The following is a 15,412-nucleotide window of genomic DNA, read 5'->3' on the forward strand; positions in this document are numbered from 1 at the left end:
AGCGAACGAAGTGAGCGAGTAGGCCGGAGGCTCCACCTCGCATTATGCTGAAGAATCGCTCAGACATTGGACATCGACCATTCAACCTTTCTCGAACACGTTCGGAAAGTGCAACGAAAGATACTCTCGACGGCGCTCTCGTGCGACCGAACCGAGCCGGAGTTCCCCGGTTACACCGAGTTTTGAGTAGGAACCGTTGTCCGACCGACTCGGTCGAACAGCGGTCCCGACTCAATCGTCGCTCGTCGTCGGGTCCACGTCGTCCGTTCCGACGTCCTCCGCTTCGATTTCCTTCGAAGTCGGTGCCTCTCGAACGTCGCTATCGCGCCACGTCCCGCGTCGGAACCAGAGCCACGCGATACCCGCTCCGGCCACGTTCGAGACGAAGAACGCTATCCAGATACCCCTGACGCCGAAGATGTACTGGGCGTAGGGAACGTCGAACTGGAACTGTGAGGCGAGGTACGCCACTGGCAGTCGGATGCCGGCGAGGGTGATGATGGAGATGGCGGCGGCGACCATCGTCTTACCGGCACCGCGGAAACCGCCGGTAAATGCCCGCATGATTCCGATGAATCCGAACGACAGCGCGACGTAACGGAGGAACGTGGTCCCCTCCGAAAGCACGGCAGGGTCGTCGGTGAACACAGCCACGATGGGCGTCGGGATGAGGAAGATGAGGACGCCGACGAGTGCGAGGACGACGAACAGTCCCTTGGCGGCAACGTAGTTCGCCTGTTCGGCACGGTCGTACTTCCCGGCACCGATGTTCTGGCCGGACATCGTCTCGACGCCGCGAGCGACGGCGATTGCTGGGAGGAAGATGACCGAGAAGACGCGGGTTCCGATGCCGAACGCCGCGACGACCGACGTCGAGAACAGGCCAACGACGAGCAAAAGCGCGTTGATCGAGAGTGCACGGCCGGTCCCTTCGATGCTCGCTGGGACGCCGATGGAGAGGATTTTCCGCAGATACTGGAAGTCGGGCTTCATATCCGTGAGATGGATCTGGATTCCCCGCCTTCCGGACTCCATGATGACGAGGCCGACGATCATCGCGAGACTTCGGGAGAAGACTGTCGCAATCGCCGCCCCTTGGATTCCCATTTCGGGGAACGCGAGCGGTCCGATCGCCCAGCCGTTGATGAGGAACGGGTCCAGAATCACGTTGATGACGACCGTTCCGAACATGACGACCATCGGCGTGATCGTGTCGCCCGCACCGCGCATCAGCGAGATGAAGACGAAAAAGCCGAACATGAACGGCAGGCCGAGCGCGACGACCTGCATGTACGCTGTCGCACCCGGAAGCACGCTCGGTGACGCCCCGAGGAAGTCGAGAAAGGGGCGGACGAACGGATAGCCGACCGCTCCCAGAATCACCGACCCGATGAACGCGAACGTGACCGTTTGCGAGGCCGCGTACTCAGCCTGCTCGGTTTCGCCGGCCCCCGTATGCTGGGCGACGAGGACGCTCCCCGCGACGGACAGCCCCATCCCCAGCGAGATGAGCAGGAACACCATCGGAAACCCGAACGAGATGGCCGCCAACGCCTCCGTCGAGTACTGGCCGAGCCAAAACGTGTCGGCGAGGTTGTACGCGGTCTGCATCAGGTTCGTGATGACGATGGGGAGCGAGAGATAGAGGAGCGGCTTGACGATACCGCCGTCGGTGAGGTCGAGTTCTTCCTGTCCCTTGAAGAGGCTCACGCTACCATCTCCGGCGTCCACGCGAGTCGCTGTTCCAGATATCGTTCGACCACCCGACGGGTTTCTTCGCCGTCCTCGCCGAGTGCGACTTTGCGAACGTGACCGCCGTTGACCATCGTGCTGACGGTGCGAGCGACCTCGTCCGGGTCGGCGTCGTCGAAGTGGCCGTCGGCCATCCCCTCGCGGACTATCGTGGCGACGACGGTACGCATCACCTCGTCCAGTTCGATGAACCGTTCCCGATACGCTTCGTGGTACGGCGCCTGCGATTTCAGCTCCATGACCGCGACCGGGAACTCGTCGGAGCGGTCGGTCGATGGAGCGAATACCGCGTCCAAGAACGCACCGATGCGCTCCCGTGGGTCGCCGCCGTCACAGGCCAATCGCTCCTCGAAGCCGTCGACCACGTCGTCGAGGAGCGCGTTCAGGAGCTCATCTTTCGTATCGAAATGATAGTGTATCGCCGCCGTCGTCATCGACGACTCCTCCGCGATGCGTTGCATCGTGAGGTTGGCATAGCCGTGTTCACAGAGGGCACGACCTGTCGCCCGAATTATCTCGGTGGACGTTTCCGTATTCATTCGTTGCCGTACTTACTGACCAGTCAGTCAAAAGGGTTTTGACTGACCAGTTAGTCAATAGTTCACACGATTCACTCCGTCGATGATGGGGCCGTCAGTCATGGTGCTGTATCCGTGTCTCCCAGAAGATACCCGCCGAATCCGACTACCCAGAGAAGGAGCGGGTATGCCACCCACCGTTCGACACCTCCTGACCCGAGGGGATTCAGCGGATTCGATCCCTGTAAGACAAACACGCTCGCCAACGTCAACAGAGATATTCCGCCGAATATCAGACAGAGGTAACTGAACGGACTCGAGACGACACGCGAGGAGGACACGACGGTAAGGCCACCACTGGCGAACGTGAGGAGGGCAAAGAGTCCGTGCCACGGGACGACGTTGCCGGGAAACACGCCGACGCCGAAAATCCCGATTCCGAAGACGACGAAGAGTACCGTGAAAGGACGACGCTCCATCGAACGATAAAGGAAGGTCGCAGCGACCAATAGCAGCGCTCCCGTCACGAGCATCGTGCTGTTGAAGATGGTCGCTGACGGTTGGTGAATGATCGGATTCGGGGGTATCGTCGACCCGAGGTCGCTGATGTCTTGTCTGGTCGAATACCCCGGATAGAGGACTTCCGCCGTGATTATCCCCATGAAAGCGACGCACCCGGCCATGAACGTGGCGACCCCAGCGATGGACCGAGCCGACCAGGTAGTGTTGGACTGCTCAGCTTCCCCATTCGTCCCATTCATAGTTCGCGCTACAACGGGTGACAAGATAAATCACCGATAGGAATGAGACGGGCGATAACTTCTAACGTGTTACTCCCGAGAGCCATCGAAGGGGGTTACGAACGACCGCAAACGAAACCGTCTCCGTATCCGAAAAAACGCGATTCTTCGGTCACGCCTTCTTTCGAATCAGTTCTCGAATCGACTCCTCGACGGAGTGTTTGACTTCCCAGCCGAATTCCTCGTGAGTTTTCGTCGTATCGACGGCGAAGTCACCCACGAGCGTCTCGCTCGAACGCGGGTTCTCGACGAGAGAGACCTCCTTTTCGATTCCCGCCTCCTCGGATGCGACTCGCGCGACGAGTTCGCCGACTGCCATGACATTTGGGTCCTCGCTACTTGCGATTTCGAACCGTTGAATACCTGTGTCGCCTGCTTCGAGTTGCTGGAGCATCACTTCCACGCTCCGAACGTACGCCCTGGCGACGTCTTTCACGTGAATGTAGTTCCGCGATTGGGTGCCAGGTTCGTAGACTGTCAGCGGTTGGTCTGAGAACACGCGACTGACAAAGAAGTTGATGACTGTCCCTTTTGAAATAATCTTCCCATCGATTTCGTGATCTCCATACAGGTTTGACTTGAGATAGAGATGAGCTGGGAACGCATCATATGCCATGTCCTCAACAATGTGTTCCCCGAGGAGTTTCGTTCGACCGTACCAGTTCATCGGGTCGCGTGGATGGTCGGCGGTAATGGGGAATTGTTCAGGGTCGCCGAGAACAGCCATGCTGAACGGGAATACAAGTCCCGCACCGGTTTTTCGGCAAAACCACGCGACATTGGCCGTCCCCTGTACATTGACGTCGTACGCGAGGTCACGGTTGGAGTCACAGCCGTCCACTCCACTGATCGCCGCGAGATGCAATACGATATCCGCACCGTCGAGCGCCGCTTCGAGTCGGTCTCGATTTCGAATATCGACGTGCTGGATATCGATGTCCCCAATTTTCCGAACCTGTCCCAAATAGAAGTTATCGAGCGCGACGATGTCCCACTCGGGACTGGCGGCTTGCAATCGATTCACGACACGACTGCCGATAAACCCAGCAGCGCCTGTTACGGCAATCGTCGGGATGCCAGAGATTGAATTATTCTGTGTCATAGCTACGACCTTGGACTATGTGTGTTTGAAGTCCCATTCGAGACGGGTGACGTGTTTGGCGACGTAAATCGCTGCATGAGATCTCGAATCCCGTCACGAACCGTCCATTCAAGTTCGAATCCAGCTTTCGACATACGGTCAAAGTTCACGTGATAGGACGGACCCGGGTGCTCGTCTTCGAGATAGGTGATATCGAATGTGCCATCCACTTCCTCCCGGACAATTTCTGCGATATCCGCGATTTGGTAATTTTCGGCATTTGCACCGACGTTATACACTGCTTCGGGCCATGCCTCTGGATTGCAGGCCGCCTGTTTGAACGCTCGTGCGGCGTCGTTGACGTGAATGAACGGTCGCCAGTTCGTCCCGTCACCGTACACTGTCAACGGACGGTTAGTCACCGCCCGAAAGACGAAATGGTTGATGACGAGGTTGAAGCGAATGCCCAGCGAATAACCGTAATTAGTACTCATTCGGAGGGCTGTTCCTTGGAAGTGGTCGTTGGAAACGTGATCTACGAGCAACTGTTCGCCTTTATCTTTGGTTTCAGCGTAGGGATTCAGTGGATTGGCTTCTGTCTCCTCGGTAATGTTCGTGCTGGTCGCTCGTCCATAGTTGTTACACGAAGAGGCGAACACCACGTTGTCGACACCGATCTTCTTCGCGGCGGACAACACGTTCCTCGTTCCGTCGAGGTTGACCGCGTACGTCTCCTCCTCGCGGTCGTGCGTGCTCGATGCGCCCGTGATTCCGGCGAGGTGAATAACCGTGTCCACTCCACGCATGGCGTTTTCGACGTTGCCGTACTCCCGGACGTCACCCCGACGGAACACGAGATCGGTATCCTTCCCGATGTACGCGCCGAGGAGGTTTCGCGGCGACCCGTAGGAGAGGTTGTCGAGGACCGAGACGGTATCGATCCGTTCGTCGGCCTGCAATAGCGGGACGAGAACGCTGCCGATGTATCCACAGCCGCCAGTGACGAGGACGTTCATGGGTGGTCCTCAGTCGAGCTCCGCGACCGCTTCTTCTTCATCTTCTTCCATCCGCTCTTCGAGGACGCCGGGCAGGAAGCGGTCCTCGTGCGTCGAGATGGTCTCCTCGTATTGGCTCAGTGTTTCGAAGATGTCACGAACGCCGTCCTCGAAGGATTGTGCCTGCTCGCCAATGAGGTCCATGTAGTTGCCGTTCTCCATCTCCATCTTGTGCGTCTCGTCCTCGTCGCGCGGGTTCTCGAAGTGTTCCACTTCGACATCGTAGTCGAACTCCGCGGCCACATCCGCGATGGTGTTCGCGACTTCGACGATGCTGATCGGTCGCGTCACCTGATTGTAGACGACGAATTCGTCGTCGCGCTCGGTGTGATCCGCCAGCGCGAGTTGTGCCAATCCTTCAACGGCGTCTTCGAGGCTGATGAACGGCTTTCGTTGTTCGCCTTTGCCGTACACCGTCACGGGATAACCGGCAACCGCTTGGGCTGCAAATCGGTGGCTTACGGTTCCGAAGTAATAATCGAAATCGAACCGCGTCTTGAGGTGATACTGGCCTTCACGCGTTTCCTCGGTTTCGGTTCCATAGACGATTGCCGTACGAACGTCGCTGATCGGAATCCCGAACTGCTTGTGCGCTAATCGCATGTTTGCTGCGTCGTGGGACTTGGTCAGGTGGTACCAACTGCCCGCCATCGCCGGGAACGGCACCTCATCGCGTTCGCCTTGATTTTCCATCGTGGCACTGCCTTCTGGGATCGGAAATTCGGGTGCGCCGTAGACGCCTGTCGTCGTCGTCTCGATAAAGTGTGTGTCGGTGAGATTGTTTTCTTCGAGACTCCAAAGGAGGTTTCGTGTCGACTGCAGGTTGTTGTGTTGCGTGTAGTTCGCACGTTCGCCGTTTATTTGCGAGTACGGTGCAGAGGGTTGTGCGGCCGCGTGGACGATGGTTTCTGGTTGGTGGACTGCAAGCAGTTCGTCCACGAACGTTTTCTCCGTGAGGTCGCCTTCGACGAACGAGAGGTTGTGCAGTCCTAGTCGAGACTTCGCAGCGCCAATTCGTTCTTCTATCGATCGAATGGGTATCGCACTGGTACTTCCGACTTCACTAACCCATTCCCGTCGACCGAAGTTGTCGACGAGAATCACGCGGTCGTTTGTTCGGTTGGCGATCCGCAGTGCGGTTGGCCAACCGATGTATCCATCTGCGCCAGTAATGAGGATAGACATGGTTACTCAGAAGTAGAGTAACTAAGCTGTCTAAAGCATTCCCCTTTATATTTCTTAATTAATAGTAGAATTCAAGAAACTATTCTTCCCATATAGATAATATTTTTTATATATATATTATATTCTACAGAAAACATAGCGTGAGTGCCTGGTCTTGACCGCGGTGTTCGTTTACAACTGTGTGGTCATACAGACCGTGATTTATTACCCAGAACTGTTTTTGATGAGCCATGACGACCCCTCGTGATACAGCCACTCTTCTAGAATTTCTTGAGTTAAAGGACTATGAATCGACCGCACTTGAAGAGCTCTTTTCGATAGGGAGGACCACCGCGCCGAACCTCGCAGAGGCAACTGGTATCCCAAAGGCCCGTATCTACGGTGTGCTCGAGTCGCTCACCGACATGGGATATATCAAGACGATTCCCGGTCGTCCAAAGGAGTACCAGCCCAAATCACCTACCGAAATTCTCAATCGAGCTCAGGAAAACCAACGGCAAGCGTATGAATCATTTCGCCATGATGTAGACTCTATCCGAGACGAGTTTCTTGATGCGTTCCAACCGCTTTACGAACAGTCAAATGAACACATCACACCTACAGAAGACCTTTTTTACGTCGTGGACGTGGGTGACCCGAGCGAAACGGAAACCCGCGAACTCTATCACACCGCGAACGAAACTCTCTGTGTTATCACGAAAAGCTTCGAATACTTTACCGGCGTCAAACCCGCATTCGAGGAGGCTTTAGATCGTGATATTTGCGTCCAAATCCTGTTCCTCGACCCGAAACATTTGACCGAAGAGAACGAGGCAGTTCAACGGGAAGTCGTCTCCTACATCGATGAAACGTATCCGTGTGTGGACTACCGATTCAGCGATGAAAAGCTCCCGTGGAGAGGAACGTTGACCGACCCGAGCATGGAGTACGAGACTGGGAAAGCAATCTTCCTCGTCGAGGAGAAGGACGTTCCCCTCCATATGCGACAGGCCGCAGTCACCGAAAACGGGTCGTTCGTCGCGGGAATGAAGCGGTACTTCGACCTTATTTGGGAGTACGAGAGCCGAGAGACCGTTCGTGACTGAGATGGTACGGAATCAGTCGTGCACGAGCAATTAACTCCCGCCGAGGACGCGCTTGAACAGCGTGAACGTGAGGAGGGTGAAGAACAACCCGTTCAACATCCCCTGACTCGCGGCTAGTAGTCGCGCCAAGTGTCCGAGTGGGTTAATGTCTCCGTAGCCGACCGTGCTGAAACTGATGTAGCTGTAGTAGACGTTGTCGAAGAGGATTTCGAGCGACGTCTTCTCGACCGCTGCCGGGTGGAAGACGCTACCGGCTTGCGTCAGGAACGGCCCGCCGAGTGCGTACAAAATCCCGAACAGAGCGGGGAGGAGGAAGGTGAGCGCTGCGATTCTCGGGAGGCGATTACCATAGCCGCAGGTCACCTGCATGAACAAGTTGAGCGCGACGCTCGAGGCTTTTTTGCCGCGTGCCCACGTGTTCAGGGAGTATTCGTTGAGGATGATGTCTAAGTTCTTCTTTCGGTTGAAGTAGTAGTGTTTAAATTCGAACTCCCTACTCGTCGGTGTGTCACCAACCGCATCGGCGCTCTCCTGTGCCTTCCGATACGTCTCCTCGATGATTTCGTTGCTCATCTCGACGGCGAACTGGCCGGTGGCGGCGTTTCCGACGAAATCGTGAATCGTCCAGTCGTTGCGTTCGAGATAGACGTGGTGGTTGCTGAAATCAAAGTGGTCGAAGTCGGTGAGGCAAAAGCGGAAGTGGTCGAGGAGTTCGTACTCGTTTCCTTCGCCGTCCAATTGGACGCTGCCGACGGTCGCACGCGTGAAGTCGTACGGAATCGCGCTGCCGCCGACCTGCGTGATGGTCCCGCCGTTGACCGTCGCGTCGGTGAAGTCGATGTACGTCTCCCGCTCTCCGTCGAGGAGGCGGAACTTTGCTGTCTCGTGAATCACGGCGTGGCGGAAATCACAGGACTCGTGGAACGTTGCGTCCCAAAAGGAAACGTTCGTGAAGTTCGCCGTCTCGAATTCGGCGTCGTCGCGGAAGGTCGCCTCTTTGAACGACGCGTTCTCCTCCAAATGTCGGGCCTCGCCTTCGAATATCGCACCTCGGAACTCCGCTGGACCCTGAAACGTCGCCTTGCGGAAACTCGCGTCCTCGTTGAACCGGGCTTCATCGAACCGCGCACGGCCTTCGAAGGAGACTCCTTCGAACGTCGCATCGCCGTGGAACTCCGTTTCGACGGCGATGATGTCGTCCCCCAGACTGCTCTCGGTGAAATCGGAGATGTCTTCGAACACCGCGCCGGTCAATCGTAACTCTCCTGCAACTTGCAAGTGGTTGCAGTCGGCGCGTGCGGTAAACGTCGCCCTGTCGAAGTTGACCGAGCGCTTGAACGTCGTCCCTTCGAAGTCCGAAAAGCGGAACCGGGCGAGTTTGTAATCCGCTTCGCCTTCGAACGTCGCTCCTTCGAACGTCACGTCGTCATTCGTCGTCCGACTGCCGCCGTTGAACTCGACGCCACGGAACTCGGCCAACTGCAGGAAGTGAACGCCGGTGAAACTCACGTCGTCGTCGAACCGCGCTTCATCGAAGTCGGCCATCTGCTGGAACGTTACGCCGTCGAATCGCGCGTCGCCAGTGAAGTTCACGTGTTCGAAGTCGGATCCGGCGGTGAACTGTGCGCCCTCGAACGTGACGTAATCAAATGTTGCCTGTCGGAAACTCGCGTCGCCGCGGAACGTCGAGTTGGCGAACGAGATGTGGTCGTCGAGGACATGACTGCTGCCGCTGGTTTCGACATTACGGAAGTGAGCCACGCCGTTGAACGTGGCCTCTGCAAAACTCGTGTCGGATCGAAAGACAGTTTCGTCGCAGTCCACATCACCCTGAAACGTGGCCCCGGCGAACAGGACGTCCTGTTCGAACGTCGCCTCGTCTGTCGTGATGTTCTCCCGCACTGTCAGTCCTCGCGCATCGACGGTACCTGTGACGACCGAATCTTCGAACTTGAGCTGTCCGATCGTCGCTTCCCGGAGGATGAGTCCTTGGTCGAGGCGTCCGTGGGTTAAATCCAGTCCGTCTATATCGGCGTACTGGAAGTTGAGAACGTGGTTCGTCGTGCCGTTGACATCCTGATACGTGAGTGAGAGATGCGGCAGGTCGGCCCCGACGTACTCGTTTACGCGGGTATCAGACGACTGGAGATTCGACCGGAGGACTTCCACGATATCCTCTGCGGTGACGTCGTACGTCGCCCGTTCGTTCTGACTCATGTGGAAAACACAGTGTTCGCTTTCCGAATGGGCCTCGTGTGGGCACTCCCACGTCGTCTGTAGTTGTGCGTCCGTCTGGGTTGCCGGGTTGAAGGTGTATCGACAGGTAGCGGACGACATCAACGCCGGCTTTGGCTCGTTTCTCGACATGGCTGTGTAGTCCGTCACCCCGTTAGTGTACGTTCTCTTCGGGGTGAACGGTTCGTGCTTCTTTCACTTTCAAAGTCATAAGATATATAGTTTCTGTAGAAACCGTCGTTAATCGAGGACCGACCGCCGTTCTTCCGGCGACAGTTCGGCGTGGACGGCGTTGGGAGAACAGTGCTCGCACTCGCGTGCGGGGTTGGTGCTCTGGTCGTACGTCCGCACCGGTCTGCCAAAGAGGAAAAACGCCTCCATCTGATGCCGTTCGATTATCGCGTCAGCCTCCTCGCCGCAGTTGGGACACCACTCCTCGTCGCCGGCAGGCACTTGAAACGTCACCTTCCGACGGCCAAATCCTGCGTTCGAGTAGGCCTCGCGTCGGGACATCTCGATGAGGTCCTCGGTTGGGTACGATTCGGCGTCGATTTCGTTGTCGAATCCGGCCTCGGAGGCGACGTCGGCCGTGAGATACGGTCCGATGTGGACGGTGTTGTCGTAGCCGACGAAATGCACCGTGAGGGTTGCACTTCGTCCCGTGACCGTCACATCGTGGTTGTGACCCACGAGGTAGAGTTCGATGTCGGTTCGCACTCCTTTCACTTCTATTTCATGTTCCATACCCACGGCGTAGACACCAACCGAAGGGTCGCTCGCGCTCCCCGACTGTCGCCACCCGAGGGTCGAAACGTCGTACTCCTCGGGTGACTTGGACAGGGAAACCTCGTCGGAATACACGTTCTCCGCGCCGGGTGCCGAGAATCCGCCCTCGAAGGCGTTGGTGGCGATGAACACGTCTTCTACGTCGGTAATTCGAACGTCGCCGTCGGCGCGTTCAACGTAACCGTCTTCGATGTCCCCCCGAATTGTCGTCTCCGCCTTCGTGACCGAAGCGTCTCCGTCTACGGCGTGGTGGGTGAAGACGTATTCCGCGTTGCGAACGTCGAAATCGCCGCTAACGCTCCCCCCAGCCACGAATACGTCGGCGGGATCACGTAGTTCGATCGGTGGACGGTTCGAACCGTTGAGGGTGATATCTCCACTGTACGTCGTCTGGGTTGGGTCATTCGACATGGTGTGTTACTCCGTTGTGTGTTCGTTCGTCGTGGACGCGTTCATCATGTGACGATTCGAGTCATCGGTCGGTGACTCGGGCGGGGTATTTCGACGCGTCAGCGTCGTTTCGGTGTAAAGTGCCAGTTCGTGTTCCGGATAAGTGTGATACGTCTCGTATCCGGAGTCGGTCACGAGAATCGTCGTCCACGCTTCGGGTCCGAATCGGTAGGCGACCGTCGCCGCCTCCGGGCCGGGAAACGCGTCGATGGGACGACCGGCGACGAGGGTGGTCGCCCCGATGTGGTCGCCGTCGAACCGGAACTCGCGCTCGACGGCGGGCGAAAGCGGCGTCTCGTAGGTCGTCTCCGAGGGGAGCGACCGACAGGAACACAGTTCGTGAAACCCGAGCGCCGGAAAGCCGACGTAGTGGGATTCGCCGATGACGGTGAAAGCCGCCGGATACCCGAGCAGGGTATCGGGATGGACGGTCTTCACGTCCAACGAGGCGATGTCGGGCGTGGCGTTCGTGTAACCGAAGTACAGCGTCGTCGGGGTCTGTTGGATGGAGGACATGGTCAGTTGTCGATGAGGATGTCGTAGTTCGGATGGAAGATGGTGTTCACCCGCACGCCGCGATAGCGGGGCACTGGTCGCCAGCGGAGGGCACCGTAACGCTCGGGGTATCGCTTCACGTAGTCGGTTCCGTTCGTCACCGAGAACGGTCGCCGGTCTCCGGGAGCGAGGACGTAAAACCGCTCGATGCGTTCGGTTTGCCCGTCGCTGTCGATATCCTCCCACGCCCAGTACGGCATCTGACGGGTGAATCCGGCGGCATCGACCGTGTTGACGAACGCTTTGTGGTGGACGGGATAGGCGTCCGCCGAGTACGTCCACGTCACCAACACGCCGTCCGAGGTGAGGTGGCGACGGACGGAACCGTAGAACTCCTTCGAGTAGAGTTTGAGAAGGTCGTCGTTCGTCGCGCCGGGAATGTCGAGGAGGACGAGGTCGTACCGCTCGTCGGTTTCCCGAAGGTACCGATAGCCGTCCGCGATGGTCGTGTTCAGTCGGTCGTACTCGTAGGAATCGTGGTGCCATCGGCCGAAGAATGGGTCGTCTTTCGTCCGGTTCATGAACTCCGCGTCGAGGTCCACGTGGTCGACGGTGACGTTGTACTCCCGGAGGTGGCCGATTGCGACCCAGTCCCCGCCGCCGACGACGAGCACCTTCGTCTCCGGGCCGTGTTCGAACATCGACATCGGAACGTCGACGAGCCCGTTGTGATAGCTGTCCGCCCAACTGTCGCACATCTGTATCGCGGAGCCGAGTCGAAGACACCGCTCTGTGTCTCCGGTGAAGTAGGGATTCGGTCCTGTACCGGTCCACGTGCGCTTGTATCGGATGACGTGCTGGTACGGCGTCGTCTCCTGCGAGACGACTTCGGCGCGCATCGCACCCGGCGGGTATTCGTTTTCGATGTGTTGTTCGAGGTAGAGTTTCGAGAGTCGCTTGTCGGCCGCTTCGTGCTTCGCGACCACGCCGCCGTACGATGCGGCCAGAAGGAGACAGACGACGAGAAGCGCTTTCGGCACGCGGCGAACGAGCGCGGTTCCCGTCTCGAACGGCGACCACGACCAGTCCCCGAAGCGGGCGATGAAGACGAGTGCGGCGACGGCGTTGAGCAACGCGAGGACGAATATGGTGGGGATGAGTCCCCAACCAGGGTAGAGGACTCTGGCGTACAGCACCGCGCCGACGAGGCCGCCGATGTAGTCCATCGCCAACACCACCGAGAGGCCGCTCCGTTTGCCCGCGTTGCGCTCGACGTCCCAGAAGAGTTGAAGGATGGCGATGACGATTTCGTGTGCCCATCGCCCGAGGCGACGAACCCACGCCGGGGTCGCCGTTCCTCCCTCGTCCAGTTCGTCCACCATATGCATCAATAACGGGAGTTCGAACCCGGAGAGGAATCCGACGGCGATGACGGGGAGGCGTGCCACGATCCACAGCAGTTCCGCCGGAACCGCCGACGGAATACGCACGCTGTTGAGACCGATGACGAGAAGGAATCCCGCCGGAGCGGCAGCGGCGAGGAACACCTCGGTCCTGAAGAAGTTCCCGCCGTGATTGTCGGCGTTCAGGTCATCCGAGAGCGCGGCACCGATGCCGAGGCTGAAGAAGTACAGGCCGACGGTGATGACGTACTGCGTCACCGTCTCACCGTACATCACCGTCAGCAGTTCGGAGTAGACGAACTCGTAGACGAAGCTACAGAAGGACACGACGAACGTCAGCGCGAGGAAGGTGGTCGTACCGGTTCGTGTTTTCGACATGTGGAGAGGGGTATGAGTCTGGGTTCTCGTAGGGGGTCGATGCGTCGGTGGGAACGACGGTCAGATACGCGGCGATACCTTCCACGTTTCGCCGATGTGGCCGCCACTGGTCCCGTCGTCGATTTCGAGGTCGAAACACTCCCAGCGGAAGTCGTGATTGTCGTTCGCGAGGTTCACTCCCACGCGGTACCATCCGCTTTTCGGGTTCCCGCCTCGGTCGGCAATGTCGTACTCGACGGTGTCCTTCGGGTTCCCGTATTTCTCGTCCCACGGAACCGGACCCGCACCCGGCGCATCGTCGTTCATCCGGGAGGCACCGCCGAGATAGGCGATACCGAGCGCGGCGATGGTGGTCCGGTATTTGGTCACGTCGTCGCCGTGGTCCTCGTACCAGTCGTCGGCGTAGTCGCCGCCGTGATACCACGCGTATCCGTGGTGAGTTCGCGGGGCCTTGGCGTATCCGCCGGTACCGCGACCGGACGCTCCTTTCCCGCCACCGCCGCCGCTCTTCCCTTTGGCATTGGCGACGCCCACGGGACTCAACCATCCCGCGGACCCGCTATTTCCCGAGTATCGGGACATGACCCACGGGCTATTGGCGAGGTCGATAACGAGCGATCCATCGTTCATCTCGAAGTCCGTGACGACGTTCGATTTTCTCGGCGGGGGGGAGGACTCGCTCCCGAGACATCCACTCAGGGCGGTTACCGCTCCGATTCCGGAGGCGAGGAGGAATTGACGGCGGCGCATTGTTTTGATACCCTTTTAGAAATTAGACAACTCCATAATCTATCTTGTGGTTTATCCTACCACTATCCGGGGAGGAGGCAAAGAAACGGGAATCGCGGCGTCAGTCGTTCTCGCCGCGGAAAATTCGAACCGCGTCAGGAGTTAACGTGGATGACCTCGTAGGAGTGATTGCGTATCGAACGGATGATGTTCCGGGCTTGTCCGGCACCGCTCGTCTCCACCTGAAAGACGAGGTACGCTTCGCCGACGTCCAGTTCGGGTGCCGAACGATCGTGTCGGACGTTCCGGATGTTCGCCCCGTGATTCGCGATGATGCCGGACACCTCCTGCATCTTGCCGGGTTGGTCGTGGATGCGAACCCGAAGTCGAAGGAGCTGTTCGCGGTTCGTCAGCGCGTGTACCAGTACCGTTTGGAGCATCGTCATATCGAGATTCCCGCCACAGAGCAACGGCATCACTGTTTCGCCCTCGACGTCGAGGGCCTCGCCCATGATGGCCGCGACGGAGGCCGCACCGGCACCCTCGACCACCTGCTTCGCCCGTTCGAGCAGGAAGAGGACCGCCCGCGCGATTTCGCTGTCGGTCACGGTGACGATCTCGTCGACGTGGTCCTCGATGATCCCGAGCGTCAATTCGGAGATGCCGCCCGTCGCGATGCCGTCGGCGATGGTGTCCACGGAATCGAGCGTTTGCGGAATCCCCTTGTCCAAACTATCCGGAACGGTCGCCGCACCCGTCGCCTGCACGCCTACGATTCGCGTCTCGGGGGACAGTTCGGCGAACGCCAGCGCGATGCCGGAGATGAGGCCGCCGCCGCCGATGGGAACCACGACCGTATCGACGTCCGGGAGGTCCTCGTACATCTCCACCCCGAGCGTCCCCTGTCCGGCGATGATGGCCGGGTCGTCGTAGGCGTGGATGAGTTCCGCTGACCCTTCCTCAGCGAGGCCCTGTGCGTGGTTCATCGCCTCACGGAAGTCCCGCCCGACGAGTTCGACTTCGCCGCCGTAGCCCCTCGTCGCGTCAATCTTCGTCTGCGGGGCGGTCTTCGGCATGACGATCGTGGAATCGATGCTGAGTTTGGTCGCCGCGAGCGCGACGCCCTGCGCGTGATTGCCGGCGCTCGCCGCGACGACGCGGTCGGTGTCCGTCCCGACGACGTCGCGTTCGATTTTGTTGTACGCGCCGCGCGTTTTGAACGACCCCGTCCACTGGAGGTGTTCCATCTTGAGGTGGACCTCGCCGCCGGTTCGCTCGTCGAGGGACGTGCTCCGTTCGACGGGCGTCCGTTTGACGACTTCTGGGTCGTCGAGTCGTTCGATTGCCTGTTCGATGTCCGAAAAGGAGAGTCGTTTCGACGGGTTGGTCGCCATTTGCGTGTCCGTTGTCGTACACCACTATGATGGGCACGGTTCGGCGCGGCCACACCCGAACGGTCA

Annotated in this window: 14 protein-coding genes and 1 pseudogene; 3 read left to right on the top strand and 12 right to left on the bottom strand. The window is 58.6% G+C overall.

Translation table 11 applies throughout. The features are described from left to right. Positions 1–54 precede the first annotated feature (54 nt). On the top strand, positions 55–186 hold the full coding sequence (locus ACGYLY_RS23705) for a hypothetical protein (RefSeq protein ID WP_395285410.1): 132 nt from the start codon (positions 55–57) through the stop codon (positions 184–186). A 45-nt stretch (positions 187–231) separates the two neighbouring features. On the opposite strand, the gene ACGYLY_RS23710 is transcribed toward ACGYLY_RS23705, so the two are convergent. The 6 genes from ACGYLY_RS23710 to ACGYLY_RS23735 all read right to left on the bottom strand — a co-directional run bounded on the left by ACGYLY_RS23710 (position 232) and on the right by ACGYLY_RS23735 (position 6,391). Further along, positions 232–1,710, bottom strand: a complete 1,479-nt coding sequence (locus tag ACGYLY_RS23710; RefSeq protein ID WP_395285234.1) for an MATE family efflux transporter — start codon at positions 1,708–1,710, stop codon at positions 232–234. Then, complete coding sequence (locus ACGYLY_RS23715) at positions 1,707–2,291, bottom strand: TetR/AcrR family transcriptional regulator (RefSeq protein ID WP_395285235.1); 585 nt, start codon at positions 2,289–2,291, stop codon at positions 1,707–1,709. The genes ACGYLY_RS23710 and ACGYLY_RS23715 overlap by 4 nt, the downstream gene beginning before the upstream one ends. A gap of 98 nt (positions 2,292–2,389) precedes the next feature. Then, positions 2,390–3,031: a DUF998 domain-containing protein gene (locus ACGYLY_RS23720; RefSeq protein ID WP_395285236.1), complete on the bottom strand. Its 642-nt coding sequence runs from the start codon at positions 3,029–3,031 to the stop codon at positions 2,390–2,392. Between the two features lie 151 nt (positions 3,032–3,182). Then, positions 3,183–4,172, bottom strand: a complete 990-nt coding sequence (locus tag ACGYLY_RS23725) for an NAD-dependent epimerase/dehydratase family protein (RefSeq protein ID WP_395285237.1) — start codon at positions 4,170–4,172, stop codon at positions 3,183–3,185. Between the two features lie 2 nt (positions 4,173–4,174). Further along, positions 4,175–5,167, bottom strand: coding sequence for an NAD-dependent epimerase/dehydratase family protein (locus tag ACGYLY_RS23730; RefSeq protein ID WP_395285238.1), 993 nt, complete (start codon positions 5,165–5,167; stop codon positions 4,175–4,177). A 9-nt stretch (positions 5,168–5,176) separates the two neighbouring features. Next, on the bottom strand, positions 5,177–6,391 hold the full coding sequence (locus ACGYLY_RS23735) for an NAD-dependent epimerase/dehydratase family protein (RefSeq protein WP_395285239.1): 1,215 nt from the start codon (positions 6,389–6,391) through the stop codon (positions 5,177–5,179). A gap of 230 nt (positions 6,392–6,621) precedes the next feature. On the opposite strand from ACGYLY_RS23735, the pseudogene ACGYLY_RS23740 reads away from it, so the two are divergent. Both ACGYLY_RS23740 and ACGYLY_RS23745 read left to right on the top strand, forming a co-directional pair. Then, positions 6,622–6,840 (top strand): annotated as a pseudogene (locus ACGYLY_RS23740) (helix-turn-helix domain-containing protein); the annotation flags it as partial. A 171-nt stretch (positions 6,841–7,011) separates the two neighbouring features. Beyond that, positions 7,012–7,476 (top strand): hypothetical protein, encoded by a 465-nt coding sequence (locus tag ACGYLY_RS23745; RefSeq protein ID WP_395291291.1) that lies wholly within the window; start codon positions 7,012–7,014, stop codon positions 7,474–7,476. A gap of 30 nt (positions 7,477–7,506) precedes the next feature. Here ACGYLY_RS23745 and ACGYLY_RS23750 read toward each other — a convergent pair whose 3' ends face one another. The 6 genes from ACGYLY_RS23750 to ilvA form a co-directional block, all read right to left on the bottom strand. Continuing rightward, positions 7,507–9,813, bottom strand: coding sequence for a pentapeptide repeat-containing protein (locus ACGYLY_RS23750; RefSeq protein WP_395285411.1), 2,307 nt, complete (start codon positions 9,811–9,813; stop codon positions 7,507–7,509). A gap of 138 nt (positions 9,814–9,951) precedes the next feature. Further along, entirely contained in the window at positions 9,952–10,908 is a 957-nt protein-coding gene (locus tag ACGYLY_RS23755; RefSeq protein ID WP_395285240.1) for a hypothetical protein, read from the bottom strand. A 6-nt stretch (positions 10,909–10,914) separates the two neighbouring features. Then, positions 10,915–11,463, bottom strand: a complete 549-nt coding sequence (locus ACGYLY_RS23760) for a hypothetical protein (RefSeq protein ID WP_395285241.1) — start codon at positions 11,461–11,463, stop codon at positions 10,915–10,917. 2 nt (positions 11,464–11,465) lie between these two features. Continuing rightward, on the bottom strand, positions 11,466–13,223 hold the full coding sequence (locus tag ACGYLY_RS23765) for a spermidine synthase (RefSeq protein ID WP_395285242.1): 1,758 nt from the start codon (positions 13,221–13,223) through the stop codon (positions 11,466–11,468). Between the two features lie 60 nt (positions 13,224–13,283). After that, a complete protein-coding gene (locus ACGYLY_RS23770) occupies positions 13,284–13,973 on the bottom strand; it encodes a hypothetical protein (RefSeq protein ID WP_395285243.1) in 690 nt (229 codons plus the stop codon). Between the two features lie 134 nt (positions 13,974–14,107). Next, positions 14,108–15,346 carry a threonine ammonia-lyase gene (ilvA, locus tag ACGYLY_RS23775; protein WP_395285244.1) on the bottom strand — a complete coding sequence of 413 codons (1,239 nt, stop codon included), beginning with the start codon at positions 15,344–15,346 and terminating at the stop codon, positions 14,108–14,110. Positions 15,347–15,412: the final 66 nt, after the last annotated feature.

Source organism: Haladaptatus sp. CMAA 1909 (genome assembly GCF_043952005.1).
Taxonomy (GTDB): domain Archaea; phylum Halobacteriota; class Halobacteria; order Halobacteriales; family Haladaptataceae; genus Haladaptatus.

Excerpts from the sequence above, each read along its gene's own strand:
- ACGYLY_RS23760 (WP_395285241.1), bottom strand. The coding sequence starts at position 11,463 with ATGTCCTCCATCCAACAGACCCCGACGACGCTGTACTTCGGTTACACG.
- ACGYLY_RS23750 (WP_395285411.1), bottom strand. The coding sequence starts at position 9,813 with ATGTCGTCCGCTACCTGTCGATACACCTTCAACCCGGCAACCCAGACG.
- ilvA (WP_395285244.1), bottom strand. The coding sequence starts at position 15,346 with ATGGCGACCAACCCGTCGAAACGACTCTCCTTTTCGGACATCGAACAG.
- ACGYLY_RS23765 (WP_395285242.1), bottom strand. The coding sequence starts at position 13,223 with ATGTCGAAAACACGAACCGGTACGACCACCTTCCTCGCGCTGACGTTC.
- ACGYLY_RS23770 (WP_395285243.1), bottom strand. The coding sequence starts at position 13,973 with ATGCGCCGCCGTCAATTCCTCCTCGCCTCCGGAATCGGAGCGGTAACC.
- ACGYLY_RS23720 (WP_395285236.1), bottom strand. The coding sequence starts at position 3,031 with ATGAATGGGACGAATGGGGAAGCTGAGCAGTCCAACACTACCTGGTCG.
- ACGYLY_RS23735 (WP_395285239.1), bottom strand. The coding sequence starts at position 6,391 with ATGTCTATCCTCATTACTGGCGCAGATGGATACATCGGTTGGCCAACC.
- ACGYLY_RS23715 (WP_395285235.1), bottom strand. The coding sequence starts at position 2,291 with ATGAATACGGAAACGTCCACCGAGATAATTCGGGCGACAGGTCGTGCC.
- ACGYLY_RS23725 (WP_395285237.1), bottom strand. The coding sequence starts at position 4,172 with ATGACACAGAATAATTCAATCTCTGGCATCCCGACGATTGCCGTAACA.
- ACGYLY_RS23730 (WP_395285238.1), bottom strand. The coding sequence starts at position 5,167 with ATGAACGTCCTCGTCACTGGCGGCTGTGGATACATCGGCAGCGTTCTC.
- ACGYLY_RS23755 (WP_395285240.1), bottom strand. The coding sequence starts at position 10,908 with ATGTCGAATGACCCAACCCAGACGACGTACAGTGGAGATATCACCCTC.